Origin of the sequence: Afifella pfennigii DSM 17143 (genome assembly GCF_000688515.1) — a bacterium.
Lineage (GTDB): Bacteria > Pseudomonadota > Alphaproteobacteria > Rhizobiales > Afifellaceae > Afifella > Afifella pfennigii.
Map to the genome: position 1 here is coordinate 35567 of NZ_JHZK01000016.1, position 23091 is coordinate 58657.

Sequence of the window (23091 nt, forward strand, 5' to 3'; positions counted from 1 at the left end):
GGGGGCCCCAATCGAGGCCGCTATCTTGCCGCGCCCATCGCCACAGACATGGAACCGGCTTATCGCCGACTACGAGGATGCCAGCTACGAGCAAAGCGCTTCCTGTGGTGAAGACTCCTGGGGAAGTCGGCGCCTCAGCCATCTCGTGCTGAGACGGCAGGGCATGACGCTCGCCGCCGCGCAAGTCGTCATCCTCAGGGTGGGGGGGCGGGGGCTCGCCTATGTGAAGTTCGGGCCGATGTGGCGCAGGCGCGACGAGCCTGCGGAGCCCGCCATCTACCGCCGGATGCTGGCGGCGCTGGTGGCGGAATATTGCGACCGCCAGGGCCATCTCCTCACCGTGCTGCCGCGCCCGCACGCCCAATACACCGAAGCGGAGACGCGGATGCTGGCGGAGGCGGGCTTTGCGGTACGCCGGAAGATGGTCGACCCGAACCGCTATCTCGTCGACGTCTCCCTCGGCGAAGACGAACTGCGCCAGAGCCTTGCCCAGAAATGGCGCTACAACCTGAAGAAAGCCGCCGCCAATCTTCAGACCCACCTTTGCGACGATGAGGAGGGCCGGGCAACCTTCCGGCGGCTGCACCAGGAGATGGTGGCGCGCAAGCGCCACGACGACCGCGACGCGCTGCATCTCGTTCCGCGCCTCATGGCCGAGATGCCGGAGGCGCTGGCGCCCCACACCGTGCTGACATGGCACGAGGGCCGCCCGGTCGCCGGCGCCGTCATCGCGGTCCTCGGCGACACCGCCTATTACGTCTTCGGCGCCAGCAGCGAAGAGGCCCTCGCCTTGAAGGCGGGCTATGCGCTGCATTGGTGGATCGCCGGCTGGCTGCGCGAACAGGGCGTCACATGGTACGACCTCGGCGGCGAGGCTTCCGATCCGGGGCTGAAGCAGTTCAAGAAGGGCATGGTGGGCAAGGGCGGCGCCATCGTCGCCATCGCCGAGCACGATCGCTGGACGAGGCTGGGCGGGCGCATCGCCTCCGATCTCGTCTTCCGGTTTCGCGAGATGCGCCGCCGTATCCGGCTCGGCGGCAAGGCCAACGTATGAAGGCGACGGCGAAAAACGCCGCCCCGCGCGGCCTCTTCGCCTCGGCCGGCCTGGTGGGCGCGCGCCTTGCAGGCGCCGCCATCGGGCTCTTCACCCAGCTTCTGCTCGCGCGCCTCTTGGCGCCCGAAGCGCTCGGCATCTTCTTCTTCGCCACCAGCCTTGCGGCCGTTCTCGGCATGGTCGCCGCCTTCGGCTATCCCTCGATCGCGGTGCGCTTCGTCTCGCGCTACCGGGTGCGCGGCGCCACCGACCTTGCCGGCAGCTTCGTGCGCCAGGCAAGGCGCGACGCCGGGCAAATATCGGCTCTGGTCGCGCTCCTCGTCCTTGGGGGCGCCTGGGCGCTACCGGGACTTTCCGGCGAGACGCGCTGGGCGGCATCCCTCGCCGCCCTGTCCATCCCGGCCATCGCCATCAGCCGCGTCAACGGGGGGCTCGCCAATGGCGCAAGGCGCTTCGGCCTCGCCTTCCTGCCGGAGCTTCTCATCCGGCCGGCCTTGTTCGTTCTCCTCATCGCCGGCGCGGCGGGTCTCGGCCTGCCGCTTTCGGCCGCAGTGGCGACGGCGCTTCTCAGCCTCGTCATCGTGCTTCTTGCGGCCGGCCAGGCGCTGAAGCTGCAACCGCTCCTGCCACACCAACGTCTCGCCCGCCCGCGCCGCCGCCTGACACGCAGTTGGCGCCGCCTCGCCTGGCCGCTTTCCATCGTCGCCCTCGTCACCTCCCTCTTCGCCGATCTCGATCTGGTGCTTCTCGGCCCCTTCCTGCCGGCGGAGGAACTGGCCGTCTTCGGCATCTGCCTGAAGCTCTCCTTCCTCGTCGGCTTCGTGGTGCAGGCCGTCCATCAGGTCGCCAGCCCGGATCTCGCCGACGCGCATGCCAGCCGCGACAGCGGGGCGACGGCGCGCGCGCTCAGGCGCTGCAACCTCCTGGCAACCGGCGCGGCCGCCGCCATCTTCCTCGCCACGCTGGCAGGCGGGGCGCAGGTCCTTCAGCTTTTCGGAGAGGCTTTCGTGGCCGGCTATCCGGCCCTCGTCCTCCTGGTGGGCGCGCAGGTGCTGCGCGCCGCCGCCGGGCCCGCCGTTCCCCTGATGACGCTGATCGGCGGCCAGGGCCGGGTGCTGCGCATCGCCCTGTTGCTGATCCTCACGCTCATTATCGGCAATGCCGCGCTCGCTCCGACCTTCGGCACCACCGGCGCGGCCTTAGCCGTCGTCGTCGCCTTCCTGGTATGGACCGGCGCGCTGGCGCTCGCCCTCCATCGCCGTAGCGGATTGCGGGCGGATGTCCTCGCCTCCTTGACAGCCTTCGCCGGCGCAGCAAGTGACCGCCGCAACCCCCTCGCAAAGGGCGCCTGACGTGCCGATACCCTCCATCTCCTCCCCTTCCCTCGCGGCCAATCCCTCGGTCTCGCTCGTCACCGATGTCGCGGGAGCGCGCGCCATGGCGCCGACATGGAAGGCGCTGGCGAGGGATTGCGACGGTCTTGCCTTCCAGGGTCCCGATTGGTGCCTCGCCTGGCTTGAGGCCATGGAAGCGGCCGGCGCCAGGGAGGATGTGCGCATCCTCGCCGTGCACCGAGCGGAACGACTGGTGGCGCTCTGGCCGCTGGCGGTGCGCCGGCTCGGGCCGATGCGCCTGGCGCACAGTCTCGGCGAGCCGCTGACGCAGTATAGCGGCATCCTCATCGACCGGGACGAACCGGTCGCGCAGGCGCTTGCGGCCGTGCGGCAGGAAATCCTGACCTGGGGCGACGTCGCCGCGCTGGAATTGAGGCGGGTGCGGGCGGATTCGCCGCTCCTGCAACTGCCGGGGCTCGACGCCGGCTCAGGATCGCGCGCCGACGGCGCTCCCTTCGTGAGGATCGGCGCGCCGGAGGCGCAGCGCAGCGGGCGCACGCGCAACAGCCTGAAGCGACGGGTGAAGCAGCTGGAGAAATCAGGGCCGGTGCGCTTTGAGCGTCTTCAAACCGCCGAGGCGCAGGTCCAGGCCGTCCGCGATGCGCTGGGCTTGAAGCTCGACTGGGTGGCGGAGCGCGGCCTTGCCAGCGTCGGCCTCACCCATCCGGCGGCGCGTGCCTGCCTGTTGAACCTCGCCGAGCGCGGCAAGCTCTTCATCCTGCGCCTTTCGGTCGGCGAGCGCCTCGCCGCGCTGGAAATCGGCCTTCTAGCGGCCGGCCGCTATTATTCCTTCCTGCAAAGCTACGCGCCGGACTTCGCCCGCAACGGACCCGGACGGCTCATCTTCTGGCACCTCGTGGAACATGGCGCGGAGCTCGGTATCGACATCCTCGACTTCCTGCCGCCGGCCTACGAGCACAAGCTGGAATGGGCGAGCGCAACCACCGATGTGCACGACTACATCCTTCCCGTCTCCTCCTCCGGCACGCTCGCCTCGCTCTATCTCGGACGCATCAAGCCGGGCCTGAAACAGGGTTTCGAGCGGCTTCCCGCCGGCGTGCGCCGGCAGATGGCGAAATACGTCGCGCCGCTAGCCTGAGGGGGGATCGGCGCCGGGCCGGACCGCTCAAGCCTCGCCCGGCAACGGATAGGCGGGCGGCGGCTCGGTGAGCGCGATGCCGGCGCGAACGACCTTGCGGGCAAGGTCGGGGCGGCTCAGCACCTCGTTGACGGTGCTCGCCTGGAAAAGGATGAGATCGGCGGCTCTTGCCTCACCGATCAAGCCATGGCCGGCGAAGCCGCAGATCGACGCCGGCACGGGGCCGATCATCGCCAGCGAAGCATCCTCCTCAGGGTAAAGGTGAAGGGCCGGCACGGCATGGCGGAAGGTGTCGAGAATGTCGCCGTCGCCATAGGGGTAGAAGGCGTCGCGGCAATTGTCGCCGGCAATGGCGATGGGAAGACCGGCGGCTTCGATCTCGTGGAGAAGGGTGACGCCGCGCCAGCGCGGCGTGCGGCCGGGAAGGCGCTCCTGGAGCATCAGATTGGCGGTCGGCAGGGTGACGAAGCGCAGCCCCGCCCGGCGCGCGAGTTCAAGAACGCTCTTCACCACCGCCTCCTCCTGCAGCGCCAGGCTGGAGCAATGGCCGCAGACGACGCGCCCGACATGGCCCGCCTCGATCGCCGCCTTGGCCACCAGCTCAAGGGCGCGGGCGCGCGGATCGGCCGTCTCGTCGACATGCAGATCGACATCAAGATCGTGCCGGCGCGCCAGCCGCATCAGCGCGGCGAGCGCCTTGCGCAGGCGGGCAAGCTCGTCCGGCGATCCCTCTACGGGAAATTCGGCGACGCCGCCAAGGCAGCCGCCGAGATCGGCGACACGCTCGGCAAGCTCCTCGCCTTCGGGCGTGGCGTAGGTCTCCACCGGCAGAAGAGCGACGCCCTGAAGCTCCACGCGACCCGCCCAGCGTGCGCGCATGTCGGCGAAGAGCGCCCAGTTCGCCTCGGCGATCTCGGCACGTGAATCGACATGGGTGCGGATGGCCGAGACGCCCCGCGCATGGGCGGCGCGGAGCGCAAAATCCATGCGCGCGGCGGTATCCTCGGGCGTGAAGAGGCCGCGCAGCCGCGCCATGGCGGCGCGCGCGCCCGCAAAAGTTCCGTCCGGATTGGGCGCCAGGGAGAGGCTGTGGGCGCGGTCGAGATGGGTGTGCATGTCGACGAGCGTCGGCCAGACCTGCCGGCCGGCGCAGTCAACGACCGCCAACCCGGCCTCGTCCGGCGCCTGCCCGGCCGGAAGCAGGCGCGCCACGCGCCCGTCCTCGATGAAGATATCGGCAAGGAGGCAGGCGCCGTCATCGGCGCCCAAGGCGCGCTCCAGGAAAAGGCGCGGGATGCGCGCCCGGCGAAGGACGAGGGAGCCCTTCTCGGGCCAGGGACCGGCAAAAGCGCTCACGTCGGCTCCGCTCCTCTCAGGGACTGCCCTTTTCTCTGGGCCCGCCCTCATCTCAGGCGCTGGCGCCGACCTCGTAGAGCTCCACCTTGGTGCCGTCCGGGTCGGCGATATAGACGGTAAGGCCGTAGGGCCCGTCATGCAGGTCCTGGAAGAAATCGACGCCCTCCGCCTTCAGCCGCTCGCGCAGGCCGCGCACGTCGTTGACCTCAAAGGCGATATGATCGACCTGGCGGTGACCGGCCTCGCGCCCGTCGACGAGGGCGATGCCCTGATGGAAGGCGGTGAAGGCGCGTCCGTCGGCCAGCGGCTTGGCCGGGCGGATATCGAAGCCGAGCTTGTCGACGTAAAAGCGCACCGAGCGCTCCATGTCCTCCACCAGCAGGAGCATATGGCCGTATCGGAGCGTGCGCGGCCGGCTCTTCTCCTCCAGCCAGGCGAGCGCCTCGGCGGAATCGGCGAGGGTGCCGAAATACTGCGTCCACACCCGCTGCGCCGTCGCCTCCCAATCGGCGTTGACGCCGGAGATGCAGTCGGAGAGGGCCACGACGTCGAAATCGCGCAGATAGGCCTCGCGGATGGAGGTCTCCACGCAGGCATTCGTCGTCGCGCCGGTGACGAAGAGGGTGCGGGTGCCGAGCATCTTCAGAAGCATCTCAAGGCGCGTCTCGTGAAAGGCGCCGAAGCGGTGCTTGGTGACGACCCAGGTCGGGTTCTTCTCCGCGAAGGGTTTCAATTCGTCGACGATCTCCGCGTCCCAGCTTCCCTCGATGGCGGAGATGCGCTTGCGCTTCTGGGTATGGGAGGCGAGCTTCTTCTTCGCCCGGCTGGCATCGACCTCAAGATGCACCTGTTTGGTCCAGATGACCGGAAGCCCGGCCTCCTGGAAGCGCGGGATAAGCGTCTTCAGCGGCGGCACGATGGAGGCGAGCCGGTCGGTGTCGACGCCGGAGACGCCGAGCGTGCCCTGCTCGTGGATGAAGGCGTTCTGCAGGTCGATGACGAGAAGCGCGGCGCTGCGCGGGTCGATGGGGTCAAGCGACATATCGGTTCAGTCTTTCTGGTCGGAGCCGAGCACGCCGGCGCGCCCCCAGCTATCCTTGGGCACGTCGTGGATGACGACGTGGAGATGGTCGGGCTTGCAGTCGCAATGGGTGACCATGGCGTCGGTGATGGCGCGCACCAGGTTGCGCTTCTGGTCGGTGGTGCGGCCTTCCCACATCTCGACGACGACGAACGGCATTACTCTGTCCTCCCTCTTGGCCCGGCCCAGCGCGCGGCGCTGGGCGCAAAGCCGGTGACGAAATCGTTGCCCGCTTTGTCCTCGCCGCTGACGAGCCAGAGCGGGCGGGCGGTGTAGTCGATAAGAAGCTGCTCCTGCATGCCGAGGCGGTTGGGCGCGAAGCCCGGCTCGCGGCGAAAGCGCGAGGTCGCGGCCATGTAGCGGATGACGTAGAGAGGGCCGGCGGCGCCGGCGAGCTTCGCCTTCGCGGCCTCATCCACGGGCACCGCGAAGACATGCGGCGGCGCGCCGGGCTCGCCCAGGCGCAGCACCGCCACCGCGCCTTGCAGCGGGTCGGCGGGCCAATAGCGTCCCTCGCGACCTTCGGCGAGGAAGGCGCGGTAATCCTCCGCGCCGCGGTAGACCTGGCTGTCCCAGAGGATGACATCAGGCCCGATCACGGCGACGACGCGCTCCACCAGCGCCTCCGCCTCGCAGAGCTCCAGAAGATGCCAGGCATCGAGGAGGTCGGTGGCGAAGCCCCAGGGGTTATGGACGCCGCAAAGACGCTCCGCCCGCAGGCCCGGATGGCTGGCGAACATCTTCCTCACCATGCGTCCCGCCTCGCGGGCGAGCATGTCGAAGGAGGGTTTGGGCGCCTTCATCAGCATGGGTCGTCTTCGCGGGGGAGCTTCATGCCGGCAGCGTGACGCAGCGGCCGCGGCCGTAATCCTCGCTGACGGCGCCGTTCTCGTAGACGATTTCGCCGCGCGCCACGGTCAGCACCGGCCAGCCCTTCAGCTTCCAGCCCTCGTAGATGCAGGTGCCCTTGCCCGTGTGCTCCACGGTGCGCTCCTCGTTAAGGTCGACGAGGACGAGGTCGGCGTCGGAGCCGGCCTGCATGGCGCCCTTTTTCGGCCACAGGCCGAAGCGGCGGGCCGGATGATAGGAATTGAGCTGAACCAGGCGCGACAGGGAGATGCCGCGCTGATGGACGCCGAAATGCAGCATCAGCGGCAGCTCCCAGGGGAAGGAGACGACGCCCGGCAATTCGTTCCACAGATCCTCGCCCTTCTTGGGGAAGAAGGGCACATGGTCGGTGCCGAGGCTATAGACGGTGCCGTTCTTGATGCCGCGCCACAGCCCCTCCAATTCGCTGCGATCGCGCAAGGGCGGGGAGATCTTGGCGCGCATGTCGAGATCCTCGTCGTAGCAGGTGCGCGTCAGGTAATGCGGGCAGGTCTCCACGGTGACGTCCATGCCGTGCGAGCGCGCCTCGGCGGCCAGCACCGGGCCCATGCCGACGGAGGTGTGGACCAGATGCAGCGGGCAGCCGGTCTTCTCGGCGAGGAAGATCATCCGGCGGATGGTCTCCACCTCGCAGAAGGCGGGGCGCGATTCGGTGTAGGCGCCGAGATCCTGGCGGCCGGTGCGCTTCATCTCGTTCTTGATCCAGCTGGCGATCTGGGTGTTCTCGCAATGCACGTTGATGACGCCGCCGGGGATGCCGGCGATGATGCGCATGGCGGCGTAGACCCAGCCGTCGGTCGCCGGGACGATGCCGATGGGATTGTCGGGCTCGTAGCCGAAATAGCACTTGAAGGATTTGACGCCGGTCTTGGCCACGATCTCAGGGATCTCGGCGATGTGCTCCTCGCGCTGGATGCCGAAATGGAAGCCGAAATCGATGACGGCGTTCTCCTCGCCGAGGCCTTTGCGCTCGGCGTAGAAGGGCAGGTAGGATTCCTTCAGGTTGCGGATGTAGAGAAGGACGGTGGTGACGCCGCCGGAGGCGGCCGCGGCGGTCTCCGTCTGCATATCCTCCGGATAGGGGTACTTCACGCCCAGATGGCAGTGCGGGTCGATGATGCCGGGCATCAGAACGCGGCCCTCAGCGTCGATCTCGCGCGTCGCCTCAGGCAGGGCCTCGTCGCTGCCGATGGTGACGATGACGCCGCCACGTACGGCAACGCCGCCATGGAACTCGCCGTCATGGTCGACGACGCGGGCGTTGCGGATAACCAGATCTGCCTTCAACTTCTCTCTCCGAAAGCCGCTTCAATCCGTTCGGCAATGCCGCCCCACTGGCTGCGCCCGACCGTCACCGGGGCGCGGCTGCCGAGGCCGCGCGCCCAGACGAATTTATGGCCGAGCTCGGCGGCCGCCTCGCGGTCGATGCCGCCGGGAGGGGCGGCGAGATCGACGAGAAGGGCGCCCTTTTGCATGCGCTGAAGCACGTCGCGGGTGACAATCTGCGCCGGGACGCTGGAAATCAGCATGTCCATCGCGCCGGCCACCTCGGCGAGGCCGGCAAGCTCGTGCGGCTCGGCGCCGGCGGCATAGGCGGCGGCGCGCTGCACGGGATTGCGGGCGGCGACATGCACATGCGCGCCGAGCGCAATCAAAGCGCGCGTCACCAGGGTACCGATCACCCCCTGGCCGACGCAGCAGATGCGCGCCTTGTGGATGGTGATGTCGGTATTCTCGATGATGACCTTGAGCATGCCCTCCACGATGGCCGGGCCGCGCAGAAGCATCAGCGCGTCGTCCCATTCGTATTCGTGGATGGAAATGCCGAGCGCCTCGCAATGGCCCTTCAGATTGGCGTCGGCCCAGCCGAGGATGATGTGGCCGGGCCTGCGCATCCTCGCCAGGCCCTCGCGGGTCGGGACGATGCGCTCCTCAAAGGCCGGCGCAAAGAGCGCCCCGTCCGGGGCGATGCCGGGGATGGGAAAGAGCGCCACATCGGCGCCGTCCACCGCCTCCTCAAACGAGGCGGCGCGCGCAACGCCCTCAATGCCGCCCTCAGGCCATTCGAAACCGTAGGCGCGCACCTCGGCCCCGGTCGCGGCGGCGCAGCGCGCAATCTCCTGCTCGCGCCTGTCGCCGGCGACGACGGCGATCACCCGTTCCTTCCAGTTCATAATCCCCTCACGCGCTCCATCAGCTCCTCCCGGCTCAGTCCTTCAATCCCCATGGCGGCGGCGGTGCGCCCGCCCTCGCGGTAATTCGCGCCGACGGCCGCCTCGCCGAGATCAAAGAGCGCCCGCGCCATCGGCACCGCAACGCCGGCAATGCCGGCGAGCTCCAGAAAAGGCAGAAGGCCGTGGCCGAAATCCTCTCGGTAGTAGCGATGCTGAAGCGTGTCCGGCGCCTTGATCTTGCGGTTGGCCTCGCCCCCGGAGATGGCGGCGACGACATCGCCCGGGTCGGCATCCGCCTCCACCGTGCCGATGCGGCGCATCTCCTCCACGATGCCGGGAAGCTCGTGACCGAAGGCGCGGGCAACGCCGCGGCGCTCCTCGTCGAGACGGGAAAGCACGCGGCCAACGCCCGGCGTCATCGCCTCGCCATAGAAGGTGAAGTCGCCGCCGGTCGCCTCCACCCAGGCCGCGGCGAGGACGGCGCCGGGGGGATGCAGGACGAGATTGGCGTTGCAAAGGCTGGAGGCGAGCACGTCGGCGACGGGGCTGGCGCCCGGAAAAAGGGCGCAGCCGGCCTCAAGGGCGCTCTCGCCGCCGGGCAGGCAGGCGGCGCGCACCGATTTCGCCCGGCCGGTCACCGTGACAACGTCCGGCGCGTATTTGCGGGCGACATAGGTGAGGGTGGAGAATTCGGCTATCGGCGGCAGATCGGCCCTGACGCCGCGCCAGGCGGAGGCGAATTCCAGGGCGCCACCGGTATGGCCGGGATTGAGGACGACCGGCGCTTCGGCGGGCCAGCCGGCCTTGGCCAGATGCGCGGCGACGGCGCCGTGCGAATGGGTGGGAAGCATGACGACGGCCACTTCGGCGCCGGCGATCGCCTCGCCCATATCGCTGGTGACCCGCGACGGCCTGGCGAGGCCCTCGCCGAGGACGCCCTCGTAACCGATGCCGCCGCGCTCCAGGATCGGCGCGATGGTTTCGGGCGAGCGGCTCCACAGGGCGAGGCTATGGCCGGCCGCCGTCAGCTCGGCGACGGCCGCGGCGCCGCCGGCGCCGCCTCCAATGACGGTGACTTTCATCTTGGCTCCGCGCTCACGCCTTGAGGATGCCCTTGGCCTCGAAGATTTCGCGGACCTGGCGGACGTAGCGCGCAAAATTCGGGTTCTCGTGGATATCGGATTGCTGACGCGGGCGCGGCATATCGATGGTCAGGTCGAGATCGATCCGACCGGGTCGCGGCGACATGACCAGAAGCCGATCGGCGAGAAAGACCGCCTCGTCGATGTCGTGGGTGATGAACAGGACGGTGTTGCCGACCCGCATCCACATGCGCTGCACGTCATGGATCATCTGCTCGCGCGTCAGCGCGTCGAGGGCGCCGAAGGGCTCGTCCATGAGAAGCAGGCCCGGCTCCTGGATGAGCGCCCGGCAGATCGCCACGCGCTGGCGCATGCCGCCGGAGAGCTCGCTCGGATACTTCTCCTCAAAGCCGGCAAGCCCCACCTGCTCCAGAAGCTCCAGAGCGTGCTTTTCGTAATCGGCGCGGCGCAGCTTCTTGATCTCGACCGGCAAGAGGATGTTGTCGAGGACGGTGCGCCAATAGAGCAAGAGGTCGGACTGGAAGACGACACCGACCTTGGGATGGGCGGACTTCACCTCCGCGCCATCGATCACCGTGCGGCCCGTGGTCGGCGCAATGAGGCCGGCAAGCAGCGACAAAAGCGTGCTCTTGCCGCAGCCGCTCGGCCCGACGCAGCACACGAAGCTGCCGGGCGCGATATCGAGCGAGATGCGCTCCAGGGCGACGATATCCTCGCCCTGGCGCGACTGATAGATCTTGGAGACATCCTGCAGACGCACGGCGGCGCCCTTGGGGTCGGCGGAGGAAGCGGCAATCTCCGCCGTCTGAACGCCGTCGCTCATCCAGGTTCCGGCGGCCGGAACGCTCATCGTACCCGTGCTCATTTGGCGCTTTCCCGATGGAAGGTCACCTTCTTCTCCACGAAGGTGAGGATGAAGTAGAGCATGACGCCGAGGCCGGAGATCATCACCACCGTGGCGAAATTGAGCGTCGTATCGAACTGCGAATTGGCGAGAAGCTGCAGGTAGCCAAGCCCCTGTTCGGCGGCGACGTATTCGCCGATGACGGCGCCGATGACGGAAAGCGAGATCGCCACCTTGAAGCCGCCGAAGATGTTGGGCAGCGCCGCCGGCAGACGGATCTTGGTGAAGGTCTGCCATTCGCTGGCGCCCATGGAGCGGACCAGGTTGACGAGGCCCTTGTCCAGAGATTGCAGGCCGACCACCGTCGCCACCACGATGGGGAAGAAGGCGATGAGGAAGGCGAGCGTGATCTTCGGCGCCCAGCCATAGCCGAGATAAAGGACGAGGATCGGCGCCAGCGCCACCTTGGGGATGGTCTGCAGGGCGATGAGCAGCGGATAGACGGCCCGTTCCACCGGCCGCCAGTAGAAGATGGCGAGCGCCGTGGGCACGCCGATGACGGCGGCGGAGCCGAAGCCCGCCAGAACCTCAAACAGTGTCACATAGGCATTGGAGATCAAGAGCGGGAAGTCGGTAACGATGCGCGAGGCGATCGCCCAGGGCGTCGGCAGCACGAACTCCGAAATGCCGGAAAGGGGGACGGAGACCTGCCAGACAAGCAGGATGAAGGCCGCGAGGATCAGCGCCGAGAAGCGCTCCAGGAGCGGTTCACCCCTCGGCTTCTTGACCTGTCGCTTTTTCTCGGTTCCAGGCGAGACCGCCACGGTTGCTTCCTGACTCATCTGGCTCACCGCCTCCCCTCCTATCGGCTACTGCTGCAGAAGGCTGTTGCTGTAGAAGGCATCGACGGACTTGGCCTCGCCGAAACCCTCCTGCGATTCCAGGAGATCGAGGGCGGCCCTGATCTCGCTTTCCTCGATCCAGCCGACCGGCTTGGCATCGTAGCTGGGAACCGCATCGACGGTCGCCTTGACCTGCTTTTCGATGATGTCGAGATCGGGCCCGCCCGGCCAGGCTTCCTTCATCACCTCGGCGGCCTTCGCCGGATCGGCCTTGGCCTGTTTGACGGCCTCGCCGACGGCAGCAAGGAAGCTGGAAAGCACCTGCGGCCGCTCCTCAAGCAGCTTGTCGCTGGTGACGACGGCCATGCCGGGCGCGGCGAGGCCGTGCTTGCCGAGATCGAGGATCGGATAATCCTCGCCCGTCTGCTTCTCCAGGATCGGCAGATCGTTGGACAGATAGGCGCTGACGACATCGACCTGCCCTTGCAGGAATTGCGGCACGCGCGACTGCGAATCCATCATCACCGTGTTGATCTTGGAGCAGTCGACATCGTTGATGACGCAGAAAGGCTCCAGAAACGAGGTGCCCGTCTCGCCGACGGAGGTGGCGAGCGTCTTGCCTTCCAGATCCTTCGGCTCGGTAACCGGGTTGTCGGGATGGGAGATCATCACCACCGGCGTGCGCGGATGATAAAGCGCCACCAGCTTGACCGGCATGCCCTTCTGGATGGCAGAGATGGCGAACATGCCGGGCATGACGACGATATCCTCCTGGCCCTGCAGGAGCGCGCCGAGCGCGGCCTGCGAGCCGGCACCCTCGCCAAGCGTGACGTTCAGCCCCGCCTCCTCGAAGGCGCCGCTCGACTTGGCCAGGAAGAACGGCGCGTATTCGCCCTTGAGCTTCCAGCTGAAGCGGACATCGACATCCTCGGCCGCGAACGCGGAGCCCGCGCCGAAGGCCATGGCCGCGGCGAAGGCGGCAGCGAAGGTGCGCCTCCCAAATCCCACACTTTTCCCAGATAACATCCAGCTTCCCTCCTGTGACTGGCTTCGGCCGCCGCAAGACGCGGGCGAAGCGGTGATGGCGGCTCCGGCGCGTATCGGCAGGCCAGAGGCCACGCTGCGGCGTTGCACCCGGCGGGTGGTCCGCAATCTTTATTCTTGATCACAGAGTGTGATCTCACTATCGTGATTGTCAAGCTTTCTCGGCAGGGAACGGAAAGATAATTTCGTCACATCTGCCAGCCCGCAAAGCGGCCGCATGTTGACCGGGGCGGTTGTGCGGCGACATCATCGGCACGTCGGACGTGTATCCGGAGCAGATACAGCTAGAGTATGCAGCGAAGAAACGAAGCGGGGAGAGACTTCAGCGTGAGCGAGAGGGCGAAAGAAGACGCGCCGCGCGATGCCGCCACACCGCAGAAGGGAGGCGCCAAGGGCGCAGACAAGAGCGAAGCCAGGCGCAATCGCGGCGAGGTTCACAGCCAGGTGCTGAAGACCTTGCGGCACGGGCTGATGGTCGGCGCCTTCGTGCCGGGCCAGGTGATGAGCCTGCGCAAGCTCGCCGCGCAGCTCGGCACCAGCCCGATGCCGGTGCGCGATGCGCTATCGCATCTGGTTGCCGCCAACGTTCTGGAGGCGCCGCCGAACAAATCGGTGCGCGTGCCGCGGCGCAATGCCGAATGGCTGAAGGAAATCACCGAAGTCCGCGTCCTGTGCGAGGGCATGGCCACCAAGGCCGCCTGCGCCCATGCCACGCCCAAGCTCATCGAGGAGCTGAGCGCCATCAATTGCGACCTTCTGCGCGCCATCGCCAAGCGCGACATCCTCGGCTGCCTGCAATTCAATCAAAAATTCCATTTCACGCTCTACGCGGCCGCGCAGTCGCAGGTGCTGCTGCCGCTGATTGAGGATCTGTGGCTGCAATGCGGGCCGACGATGTATTTCTCGCTCTTGGCGCCGGGCATGCCCTGGGACGCCTCGGCGCATGCGGAGCTTCTTGAGGCGCTGCATCTCAACGACGCCGCCATGGCCCAGCGCGCCATGACCAAGGACATCCGCACCACCGCACGCAACGTGTTGAAACTGCACAAGGGCAACGGCAGCGAGGGCCCTTCCCTCCACCAGGGGGAGCTGCATATCGAGCTTCCGCCGGCCATCGGCCCGACCTTCATCAGCTAGCCGGAACCTCGATCGGCTAGCCAAGACCTTCAGCAACCAGAAAGAGAATGAATGAGCGCCATCAACGACCGCCTGGCATCGCTCGGCATCACCCTTCCCGCCCTGTCGACGCCCTCGGCGAACTACATCCCCGTCGCGCGCACCGGCAACCTTCTCTACGTTTCCGGCCAGGTGCCGGTGGAGAACGGCACGGTCAAATATACCGGCAAGCTCGGGGCGGACGTCTCGGTGGAGGACGGACAGGCGGCGGCGCGGCTTTGCGCCATCAACATCATCGCGCATCTCAGCGCCGCGCTTGACGGCGATCTGGGCAAGGTGGCGCGCTGCGTGCGCCTCGGCGGCTTCGTCAACGCCACGCCCGATTTCCCCGATCCGCCGAAGGTCATCAACGGCGCCTCCGACCTCATCGTGGAGGTGTTCGGCGAGGCCGGGCGGCATGCCCGCGCCGCCGTCGGCTGCGCCACGCTGCCGCGCAACGTGGCGGTGGAGGTGGACGCCATCTTCGAGGTGGTGGACGGGGCCTGAACGGCGGGGCGGGCGAGGCCGCAAAGATGATCGAGGCGCATATCCTCACCGGCTTTCTGGGCAGCGGCAAGACGACGCTGCTGCGCCATCTCCTCGCCCGCCCGGAGCTTGCCGATACGGCCGTCGTCATCAACGAATTCGGCGAGGTGGGGCTCGACCATTTCCTGGTGCGCGAGGTCGCCGAGGACGCGGTGCTTTTGCAATCGGGCTGCCTGTGCTGCACGGTGCGCGACGATCTCGTCTCCACGCTGGCGCGCATGCAGGCGCTGGCGGAGGCCGGCGAGGCGCCGCGCTTTTCGCGCGCCGTCATCGAGACGACGGGCCTTGCCGATCCGGCCCCGGTGGCGGCGGCCATTCTCAGCGATCGGCGCCTCAGCGCCGCCTACCGGCTGGGGCGCATCGTTACCGCCATCGACGCCACCTGCGGGCTTGCCACGCTGCAGCGCCACGACACGGCCGTGCAGCAGGCCGCGCTCGCCGACACGCTCGTCGTCACCAAGGCGGATCTCGCCGAGGAAGACGGGCTCGCCCTCCTCAAGCGGCGGCTTTCTGAGATCAATCCGGACGCAGAGAGGCTTCTTTCCAGCCGCGAGGAACCGCCCTCGCCGGCATCGCTGCTGAAGCCGCCGGCGAAGGCGAGCGCGGGCCGCAGCGCTGCGGCCGCGGCAGGCGCAGATGCCGCCGGGGCGCGGCACGGCCATGGCGGCGCGAGCAGCTTTCCCGTCGCCTTCAAGGCGCCCGTCGCCCGGGCCGATTTCGTGGAATGGCTGGAGCTGCTCCTGGCGGCGCGCGGCGACGACATCTTGCGCGTCAAGGGGCTTCTGGCCGTGAAGGACGAGCCGCGCCCGCTGGTGGTGCAGGGCGTGCAGCATGTCGTCTATCCGTTGGAAGCGCTCGCCGCATGGCCGCCGGGCGCCGCCTCGCAGCTCGTCTTCATCACCCGCGGCATTCCGCACAGCGCCGTCGCGCGATCGCTTGAGGACTTTTTGAAGGTGGAGGTGGCGTGAGGCGGCGGGCCGCCCGCCCGCCGGTTTCTGCGTCGCCGCCCCCCAGTTGCCGACCCCTCAGTCGCCGACCCCTCAGTTGCCGCTGTCGTAGAGCGTCGTCGTCGTCGGCACGTCCTCCTGGTGCAGGCCGGCGCGCACCACCGCGGCGGCGGCGAGCTGGCGCGCCTTGAAGCGGAGCTGGCGCTCGTCAAGGCTCTGCACCTTGCCGCCGGCATAGAGCGGCACGCCGTTCACCCAGGTCTCGGCGATGGTGGCGCTGGAGGCGGAATAGACCAGCGCCTGCAAGGGATCGTGGAAGGGCGTCCATTCGATGTGGTCGAGGTCGAAGAGAATGAAGTCGGCCTTCTTGCCGACCTCCAGCGAGCCGATCTCGTCGTCCCACATCAGCGCCTTGGCGCCGTCGATGGTGGCGGCACGCAGCGCCTCGCGGGCGCCGAAGATACTCGGCTGAAGGCGCGCATCCTTGAACATGCCGGCGACCAGGAACATCTGCCGCATCAAGTTGAGATTGCCGGCGGCCGACACCCCGTCGGTGCCGAGGCCGACGGTGACGCCGGCCTTCACCATCTCCGGATACTTGCCGATGGCGGTGGCGCCCTTGCCGAGCTTGTAGGAGGAGGAGGGGCAGAAGGCGACCTTGGTGCGGTGCTCGGCCATCAGGTCGATCTCCTCGTCCTTGACCGCCGCGCCATGGGCGATGACGAGGTTCTCGCCGAGACCGCCGGAGCGGGCGATGCGGGTGATCGGCCAGCAGCCGTGCTTTTCCTCGCAGACCTTGGCCTCCTCGATGGAGGTGGCCAGATGGTAGGTGGTGCCGACGCCGAGCTTTTCGGCCAGGGCGCGCGCGCCGACATGCAGCTCCAGCGTGCACGGCTCCTTGCCCTCGATATTGACCCAGCAGCGGGCGCGGCCGTCGAGCGCGCCGTGGTATTTCTCCACGCAGGCCTGAAGCTCCTTCAGCGCGGCCTTGGCGTCGGGGAAGAAATGGTGCCGCACCATCTCATCCGTCCAGCCGCGCGGCAGCTCGGCCGGCGGGTTGTCGGCGGCGTGGCGGCCGGTGATGCCGCGCATGCCGGTCTCTTGCATGGCACGGATGGTGATGCCCGGATCGTATTGCGAGCCCATGTCGAGGAAGCAGGTCGTGCCGGCGCGCAGCATCTCGGTGATGCCCAAAAGCGCGCCCCAATATTCGTCCTCCTCGGTGATGAAGGCGTAGAAGGGCTTGGCCCAGTGAAACACCCAGGCGCGGGTGTTGAGGTTATCGGGAAAGACGGCGCGCGACAGGGTTTCCGACAGGTGCACATGGCTGTCGACGAAGCCCGGACAGATGCCGCGCGCGGTGCCGTCCATGACGAGGTCGAAATCGGCGCCCTCGTAGCGGGCGGCGATATCGGCGGCGGGGCCGATATCGGCGATGCGGTCGTCCTCCAGGACGATGCTGGCGCCGCGCAGGATGTCGTCCCTGGCGTTGACCAGGAAGGCGACGTCGAGATTTTCGATCAGCGTACGCATGAAGGCTCCTCAGCTCACCAGGACGAGCTTGTCGGTATCGGTGTGGTCGGACAGAAGCTCGCAGCCATCGGCGGTGACCAGAAGCATGTCCTTGTTCTGCATGCCGTAGCCGTAGCCGGTCTGGTAGCAGAGCGGCTCAAAGCCGAGCACCATGCCCTCCTCGATCATCGCGTCCTCGCCTGGGCGGCCGAGGATCGGCGTCTCGCCCAGATAGGGGTCCTCGTGCAGATGCAGGCCGATGCCGTGGCCGACGAAGGAGATGGCCGGCAGCCCCTTCTCCTTAAGCTTGGCGATGAAGGCGTCGTAGATGGCGCGGCAGCTCGCCCCCGGCTTCACCATCTCCATGATCCGGTACTTGCAATCGACGAGATGCTGCCAGATCTCCTCCGCCATCTCAGGCGCGCGCTCCACCACGGCGGTGCGGCACACACCGGCCTGGTAGCCGCCAGCAACGGCGAAAATCTCCACGCGGCAGACATCGCCGGCGGCAAGGCGGCGGGCCGAGGGCCCGACATTGGGCAATTGGCTGCGCTCGCCGGTCGCCACGATGAGAAGCTTGAAATGCTCGGCGCCAAGCTCGTAGACGCCGCGTGTCAGATGCCCGGCGATATCCATCTCGCTGTCGCCCGCCTTGACCGCGGCATAGGCCTTGGCGATGGCTTCGTCGGCGATGCGCGACAGGTTGCGAAGCAGGTCCTGCTCCTGCGGTATCTTGATCTGACGCAGGCGATTGAGGATCTGCTCGGCCGGGGCGAAATCCGCCTGCGGCAGGGCTTTCTGGAGGCGGGCGAAATCGCCGGCAGGCAGATAGTCCATCTCCATGCCGAGACGCGCCCGCTCAAGCCCCAGCTCGCGCAGCTGGTCGGCGAGGATCGCCATCGGATCGTCGCTGAACTCGCGCCAGATGCGGAAGGGAACCTCCTCGCCCGCCGCGCGGCGGATGGTGCTCGCCTCCATATCGACGCCGAACAGCGCCAGCTTCCCATCCGCCGTCAGGATCGCCATGGCGTGGCGATGGCGGATGAGCGATTGGGAGGGCACGACGAAGCCCGTCAGATAGGCGAAATTCTCCGGCGAGGAGGAGACGATGGCGTCAAGGCCATGCTCCTTCATCGCCTTGGCCTGCCGCTCAACGATCGCCTGGCGCATCCCTATTTCCTTTCACCTGCCGGCCGCAGCGGCATCGTTCAGTCCTTGACCCGATAAGCTTCGATCTTGGCCTCATCGACCTCGATGCCCATGCCGGGACCGTCCGGCACGAGAATGGCGCCGTCGACGAGCCGCATCGGCTCGGCGAGGAGGTCGTCCTTGTAGTAGATGCCGCCGATCTGGCCGTTCAGAGCCTCGGCGGGCGTGGAGACGGGCACGACGCAGGAGAGCGTGACGGGCGGCGCGGCAGCGGCGAGCTGGATATTCGCCAGATTGCCGACGCCCAGCTCCACCGAGCCGTTGACGTTGCACAAAATGCCGGCGGCACGGCAGACGGCCGCCTTCTCCATCGCCTTGTAAAGGCCGCCCGGCTTGGTGGTGTAGATGGAGACGATCTGCGCCGCCTTCTGCTCGATAATCTGCACCACGTCATGGGCGTTCCAGGCGGATTCGTCGGCCATGACCGGCGCGTCGATGGCGCGCGCGACGGCGGCGATGCGCTCAATGCCCATGCAGGGCTGCTCGAAGTACTTGATGCCGAAGCGCTCGATCTTGCGATACGTCTGGATCGCCTCGCCCGGCGAGGCATAGCCCTCATTGGCGTCGACGCACAGCTCCACATCCTCGCCGACGGCGGCGCGCACGCGCGAGACCACCTCCACGTCGCGGGCCGGATCGACGCCGACCTTGATCTTGATCGTCCTGATGCCCTCCGAGGCGACCTTCGCCGCCTCGCGCTCGGCATCCTCCACCGAGACGAGGCCGATGGAATGGGTGACGGGGACCCGCTCGCGCACGCGCCCGCCAAGCAGAGTGTGGACGGGGACGTCGAGCCAGCGGCCGGTCAGATCGTAATAGGCGAATTCCACCGCCGCCTTGGCGTAGGGATAGCCCTTGACGATGGCGTCCATGCGCTGATGCAGACCGGCGGCGTTGCCGAGCTCCAGGCCGGCGATCACCGGGGCGAGATAATTCTCAATGACGGCGCGGGCAATCAGCGCGGATTCGCCGAAGTAACGGCCGAACTCGCCGCCCCAATCCTTCAGCGCCGGCGCCTCGCCCCAGCCGACGCGGCCCTCGTCGTCGGTCATCTTGACCATGACGTAACGGCCGATGGGCTCCGTCAGGCCGGTCCACTTATGCTCGCGGCGGGTGGGTATCTGTACAATCAAGGTCTCGACGCGGGCAATGGCAGGCACGGAACGCTCCTCCTGGCTGGCGCAACGCCGCGAGACGACACGCCGAAAGACGATAAAATGTGATCACATTGTGTGATCGCGATGATATCGATTGTCAAGCCGGTGCGGAGACCCGACTTGCGAGCGAGCCTTGCCGCCTGGAGCGCGAAGAGGATCGGAAGTCGGCCCCGATGCCGGCCCCGCTGCCGGCCGCACGGCCCAAGCCCGCCGGCCGTTGCCCGATCCGCCCCCTCGCCCTCCGCATGGCCTTTCGCGCCGGTTGCCGGCACCTATATGAGCGATACGGTCTCGCGCCGATCCGCCAGGGCTTTGCGGGCGAACCGACCTGCAAGGCCGGCTCGCGCCCGCTCCCGCGGCACGGGCCGGCGCCGCGGCGCAGCCTCGTTCCGGTCCTCAGGGACCGGCATCCTCAACCCGTTCAGGGCGCGCGCATGCCCGACGATCCGCACAGCGTCTCCGATATCCTTCAGCGGCTGCATCAGCGGGCGCAGAACCGGGGCTGCGTGACGCTCGGCGATCTCGCCGATGCGGTCGGGGCACGCAGTTACGGGCCCTTCCTCATCATCCCGTCGCTCGTCGAGCTCACCCCCATCGGCGCCATTCCCGGCGTGCCGACGGCGCTCGCGGCCTTCATCGTCGTCTTCGCGGCGCAGATGCTCGTCGGGCGCAAGCATCTTTGGCTCCCCACCTTCGTTTCCCGCCGACGTATCGGCGGGGAGCGGGTGACCGGCATCCTCGATAGGATGGAAAAGCCGGCAAGGCGCTTCGATCGCTGGTTCCACGGCAGGCTGACGGCGCTCACCTCCGCGCCCTTCGTGCGCCTTGCCGCGGCGGTGTGCATCCTTCTGGCGGCGACCGTGCCGCCGCTGGAGCTCATCCCCTTCGCCAGCAGCGCGCCGATGCTGGCGATCGCGGCGATCGGCGTGGCGGTGATGGTGCGCGACGGCGCGCTGATGGTCGCGGCGGTCGGCCTCGCCGGCCTCGCCCTCGGCTTCAGCGCCAGCTATCTCTTGCCGGGCGGCATCTGAGGCTCCTTCCTCAAGGCAGCCGCTCCTCCACCCTGCCGCTGCGCTGCAAGAGCAGCGCCACCGTCCAGATAAACGCCGCCCAGGAGGCGCCGATCGCCCAGCCGGCGAGAACGTCCGTCGGCCAGTGCAAGCCGAGATAGATGCGCGACAGGCCAATCATCACGGCCAGGAGGATAGCGACCGACATGGCGTAGATCTTCAGCGCCCGGCCGGTGTTGAAGCGCATCACCAGGGCGCCGAGGGTCAGATAGACGACGGCCGAGAGGCTGGCATGGCCGCTGGGGAAGCTGAGGGTGAAGACATCGGCGCCATGGGCCACCAGATCCGGCCGCGGACGGGCGAAGAGGAATTTCAGCCCGTTGACCAGCGCCGTGCCGCCTCCGACCGAAACGGCCAGGAGAAGCGCGGCATGCGGCCGGCGGGTGAGCAAGAGCCAGCCGGCGACGATGAGGGTGATGAGGGTCAGGGCGAAGGTGGAGCCGAGGCTGGTGACGTCGCGCACCATCGCCTCGAACCAGAGCGGACCTATCGGATCGGCCATGTCGGCGGGATTGCGCATGGCCAGAAGCAGGAAGCGGTCGAAGGCGCGCGTATCGCCTTCCAGAACCTCGTCGGCCAACGCGATGAACAGCCAGACGCCGCCGGCGCTCAGCGCCGTCAGCACCAGGATGGCAAGCTCGCGCCCGGCCCAGCGCTCGCGCAGCTGCGCCGCCGTGGACGCGGTGAGAGAGGAAATGCGTTCGGACAAAGTCATGCCCTCTACCTAGGCGCCATGGCGCGGCAGCTCCAGCCATGTCTCCTCGTCAGTAGCTCCAAAGCTTACGCGACGTCGCAGTTGATTTCCCCTTTCATTCCGTCGTTACCTACACGCCAGCAGACGGGGCACGGTGCCCGGTCGCTCAAGTTCCCTCGTAAGGAGCACGCATGATCTGCAAAACCACAATCCGGACGCTGGCGCTTGGCGTCAGCATGGCCGCGATGATGGCCGGCGCGGCTTCGGCCAAGACGCTGGTCTATTGCTCGGAAGGCTCGCCGGAAGGCTTCGACCCGGCGCTCTACACGGCCGGCACGACCTTCGACGCCTCGTCGAAGCCGGTCTACAACCGGCTGGTGGAGTTCAAGCGCGGCACCACGGATGTCATTCCGGGGCTGGCCGAAAGCTGGGAGGTCTCCGATGACGGGCTGGAATACACCTTCAATCTGCGTCCGGGGGTGAAATTCCACACCACCGACTTCTTCACGCCGAGCCGCGAATTCAACGCCGACGACGTGATCTTCTCGTTCGAGCGCCAGCTGAGGGAGGACAATCCCTACCATTCCTACGTGGAGGGGGCGAGCTGGGAGTATTTCAACGGCATGTCGATGCCGGACCTCGTCGAATCCATCGAGAAGGTCGACGATTTGACGGTGAAGTTCACGCTGACCCGGCCGGAAGCCCCCTTCATCGCCAATCTGGCGATGGATTTCGCCTCCATCTTCTCCAAGGAATACGCCGACCAGCTGCAAGATGCCGGCCAGCAGGCGCAGCTCAACCAGCAGCCGATCGGCACCGGCCCGTTCCAGTTCGTCGCCTATCAGCCCGACGCGGTGATCCGCTACCGGGCCTTCGCCGATTACTGGAACGGCAAGCAGCCAATCGACGATCTGGTCTTCGCCATCACCACCGACAACGCGGTGCGCCAGCAGAAGCTCCTGGCCAACGAATGCCAGGTGATGCCCTATCCCAACCCGGCGGACGTTGAGAGCCTGAAGGAAAATCCCGACATCAACGTGATGGAGCAGGAAGGCCTCAACGTGGGCTACCTCGCCTACAACACCAAGGTGGCGCCCTTCGACAACGCCAAGGTCCGCAAGGCGCTCAACATGGCCATCAACAAGCAGGCCATCCTGGACGCCGTCTTCCAGGGGGCCGGCCAGGCGGCGAAGAACCCGATCCCGCCGACCATGTGGTCCTATAACGAGGCCATCGAGGACGACCCCTACGATCCGGACGCGGCCAAGGCGATGCTGGAGGAGGAAGGCGTCACCGACCTTTCCATGAAGATCTGGGCGATGCCCGTGCAGCGGCCCTACAACCCGAATGCGCGCCGCATGGCCGAGCTCATCCAGTCGGACTTCGAGAAGGTCGGCGTTACTGCCGAGATCGTCTCCTACGAATGGGGCGAGTATCTGGAGCGCTCCAAGGCGGAGGACCGCGACGGCGCCGTCCTGCTCGGCTGGACGGGCGATAATGGCGATCCGGACAACTTCCTCGCCGTGCTTTTGGGCTGCGACGGCGTCGGCGGCTCCAACCGCGCGCAATGGTGCCACGAGCCGTTCGAGGAGCTGATCCAGGAAGCCAAGACCAAGGGCAGCCAGGAAGAGCGCGCCCCGCTCTACGAGGAGGCGCAGGCCGTCTTCAAGGAGCAGGCGCCCTGGGCGACGATCGCCCATTCGGTCGTCTTCATGCCGATGCGCCAGAACGTGACCGGCTATGTCATGGACCCGCTCGGCGGCCATTGGTTTGACGGCGTCGATATCGAAGAGTAAGCGTAGAAAGCGAGCGGAGGGCGGCCTAGTGCCGCCCTCCGTGCATTTGCGGGCCGCACCCTTTGCGCCCCGCCACGTCAGCCCTGCCACGGCAAGCACATGACACACAGCATTCCTGACCTCCGC

The 23091-nt window shown here is 67.4% G+C and carries 22 protein-coding genes; 8 read left to right on the forward strand and 14 right to left on the reverse strand.

Features of this window, described 5'->3' with window-relative positions; genetic code table 11:
* The first annotated feature begins 25 nt into the window (after window positions 1-25).
* From Q331_RS21375 to Q331_RS0112065, 3 genes are read left to right on the forward strand one after another with little or no spacing between them, the layout of a single operon-like run.
* Window positions 26-1054: a lipid II:glycine glycyltransferase FemX gene (locus Q331_RS21375; RefSeq protein WP_169738500.1), complete on the forward strand. Its 1029-nt coding sequence runs from the start codon at window positions 26-28 to the stop codon at window positions 1052-1054.
* Window positions 1051-2406, forward strand: a complete 1356-nt coding sequence (locus Q331_RS21380) for an oligosaccharide flippase family protein (RefSeq protein ID WP_051631103.1) — start codon at window positions 1051-1053, stop codon at window positions 2404-2406. The genes Q331_RS21375 and Q331_RS21380 overlap by 4 nt, the downstream gene beginning before the upstream one ends.
* Window positions 2372-3547: a GNAT family N-acetyltransferase gene (locus tag Q331_RS0112065; protein ID WP_026380887.1), complete on the forward strand. Its 1176-nt coding sequence runs from the start codon at window positions 2372-2374 to the stop codon at window positions 3545-3547. The genes Q331_RS21380 and Q331_RS0112065 overlap by 35 nt, the downstream gene beginning before the upstream one ends.
* A 27-nt stretch (window positions 3548-3574) precedes the next feature.
* On the opposite strand, the gene Q331_RS0112070 is transcribed toward Q331_RS0112065, so the two are convergent.
* Genes Q331_RS0112070 through Q331_RS0112115 form a run of 10 tightly spaced genes read right to left on the reverse strand, consistent with a single transcriptional unit; the run spans window position 3575 to window position 12861 of the window.
* Complete coding sequence (locus Q331_RS0112070; protein ID WP_026380888.1) at window positions 3575-4903, reverse strand: cytosine deaminase; 1329 nt, start codon at window positions 4901-4903, stop codon at window positions 3575-3577.
* Between the two features lie 52 nt (window positions 4904-4955).
* Window positions 4956-5945, reverse strand: a complete 990-nt coding sequence (locus Q331_RS0112075) for an isochorismatase family protein (RefSeq protein ID WP_026380889.1) — start codon at window positions 5943-5945, stop codon at window positions 4956-4958.
* 6 nt (window positions 5946-5951) lie between these two features.
* Window positions 5952-6143, reverse strand: a complete 192-nt coding sequence (locus Q331_RS0112080) for a 2-hydroxymuconate tautomerase (protein ID WP_026380890.1) — start codon at window positions 6141-6143, stop codon at window positions 5952-5954.
* Window positions 6143-6793: a hypothetical protein gene (locus tag Q331_RS21385; protein ID WP_051631104.1), complete on the reverse strand. Its 651-nt coding sequence runs from the start codon at window positions 6791-6793 to the stop codon at window positions 6143-6145. The genes Q331_RS0112080 and Q331_RS21385 overlap by 1 nt, the downstream gene beginning before the upstream one ends.
* A 22-nt stretch (window positions 6794-6815) precedes the next feature.
* Window positions 6816-8159: a dihydroorotase gene (locus Q331_RS0112090; RefSeq protein ID WP_026380891.1), complete on the reverse strand. Its 1344-nt coding sequence runs from the start codon at window positions 8157-8159 to the stop codon at window positions 6816-6818.
* On the reverse strand, window positions 8156-9046 hold the full coding sequence (locus Q331_RS0112095) for a dipicolinate synthase subunit DpsA (protein ID WP_026380892.1): 891 nt from the start codon (window positions 9044-9046) through the stop codon (window positions 8156-8158). Before Q331_RS0112095 ends, Q331_RS0112090 begins: the two co-directional genes overlap by 4 nt.
* Window positions 9043-10128, reverse strand: coding sequence for an NAD/NADP-dependent octopine/nopaline dehydrogenase family protein (locus tag Q331_RS0112100; RefSeq protein ID WP_026380893.1), 1086 nt, complete (start codon window positions 10126-10128; stop codon window positions 9043-9045). The genes Q331_RS0112095 and Q331_RS0112100 overlap by 4 nt, the downstream gene beginning before the upstream one ends.
* A 13-nt stretch (window positions 10129-10141) precedes the next feature.
* Window positions 10142-10972, reverse strand: coding sequence for an ABC transporter ATP-binding protein (locus Q331_RS0112105; protein ID WP_051631114.1), 831 nt, complete (start codon window positions 10970-10972; stop codon window positions 10142-10144).
* A 38-nt stretch (window positions 10973-11010) separates the two neighbouring features.
* Entirely contained in the window at window positions 11011-11835 is an 825-nt protein-coding gene (locus Q331_RS0112110) for an ABC transporter permease (protein WP_051631105.1), read from the reverse strand.
* Window positions 11836-11862: 27 nt separating this feature from the next.
* Window positions 11863-12861: an ABC transporter substrate-binding protein gene (locus tag Q331_RS0112115; protein ID WP_051631106.1), complete on the reverse strand. Its 999-nt coding sequence runs from the start codon at window positions 12859-12861 to the stop codon at window positions 11863-11865.
* Window positions 12862-13206: 345 nt separating this feature from the next.
* On the opposite strand from Q331_RS0112115, the gene Q331_RS21390 reads away from it, so the two are divergent.
* Genes Q331_RS21390 through Q331_RS0112130 form a run of 3 tightly spaced genes read left to right on the forward strand, consistent with a single transcriptional unit; the run spans window position 13207 to window position 15548 of the window.
* Window positions 13207-14016 carry a GntR family transcriptional regulator gene (locus tag Q331_RS21390; RefSeq protein WP_245615630.1) on the forward strand — a complete coding sequence of 270 codons (810 nt, stop codon included), beginning with the start codon at window positions 13207-13209 and terminating at the stop codon, window positions 14014-14016.
* A gap of 51 nt (window positions 14017-14067) precedes the next feature.
* Window positions 14068-14541 carry a RidA family protein gene (locus tag Q331_RS0112125; RefSeq protein ID WP_026380897.1) on the forward strand — a complete coding sequence of 158 codons (474 nt, stop codon included), beginning with the start codon at window positions 14068-14070 and terminating at the stop codon, window positions 14539-14541.
* A 26-nt stretch (window positions 14542-14567) separates the two neighbouring features.
* Window positions 14568-15548 carry a CobW family GTP-binding protein gene (locus Q331_RS0112130; protein WP_051631107.1) on the forward strand — a complete coding sequence of 327 codons (981 nt, stop codon included), beginning with the start codon at window positions 14568-14570 and terminating at the stop codon, window positions 15546-15548.
* Window positions 15549-15620: 72 nt separating this feature from the next.
* Here the strand turns inward: Q331_RS0112130 and Q331_RS0112135 are convergent, their stop codons facing one another.
* Genes Q331_RS0112135 through Q331_RS0112145 form a run of 3 tightly spaced genes read right to left on the reverse strand, consistent with a single transcriptional unit; the run spans window position 15621 to window position 19408 of the window.
* A complete protein-coding gene (locus tag Q331_RS0112135; protein WP_026380899.1) occupies window positions 15621-17060 on the reverse strand; it encodes an amidohydrolase family protein in 1440 nt (479 codons plus the stop codon).
* Window positions 17061-17069: 9 nt separating this feature from the next.
* Window positions 17070-18209: a M24 family metallopeptidase gene (locus Q331_RS0112140; protein WP_026380900.1), complete on the reverse strand. Its 1140-nt coding sequence runs from the start codon at window positions 18207-18209 to the stop codon at window positions 17070-17072.
* Between the two features lie 38 nt (window positions 18210-18247).
* Window positions 18248-19408 carry a mandelate racemase/muconate lactonizing enzyme family protein gene (locus tag Q331_RS0112145; RefSeq protein ID WP_026380901.1) on the reverse strand — a complete coding sequence of 387 codons (1161 nt, stop codon included), beginning with the start codon at window positions 19406-19408 and terminating at the stop codon, window positions 18248-18250.
* A gap of 431 nt (window positions 19409-19839) precedes the next feature.
* Between Q331_RS0112145 and Q331_RS21395 the strand changes: the two genes are divergently transcribed.
* Window positions 19840-20436, forward strand: coding sequence for an exopolysaccharide biosynthesis protein (locus Q331_RS21395; protein ID WP_034492009.1), 597 nt, complete (start codon window positions 19840-19842; stop codon window positions 20434-20436).
* 10 nt (window positions 20437-20446) lie between these two features.
* On the opposite strand, the gene Q331_RS0112155 is transcribed toward Q331_RS21395, so the two are convergent.
* Window positions 20447-21190 (reverse strand): phosphatase PAP2 family protein, encoded by a 744-nt coding sequence (locus tag Q331_RS0112155; protein WP_051631108.1) that lies wholly within the window; start codon window positions 21188-21190, stop codon window positions 20447-20449.
* A 170-nt stretch (window positions 21191-21360) separates the two neighbouring features.
* Between Q331_RS0112155 and Q331_RS0112160 the strand changes: the two genes are divergently transcribed.
* The gene (locus Q331_RS0112160; RefSeq protein ID WP_026380903.1) at window positions 21361-22965 is read left to right on the forward strand and encodes an ABC transporter substrate-binding protein; all 1605 of its coding nucleotides are present in this window, start codon (window positions 21361-21363) and stop codon (window positions 22963-22965) included.
* Window positions 22966-23091: the final 126 nt, after the last annotated feature.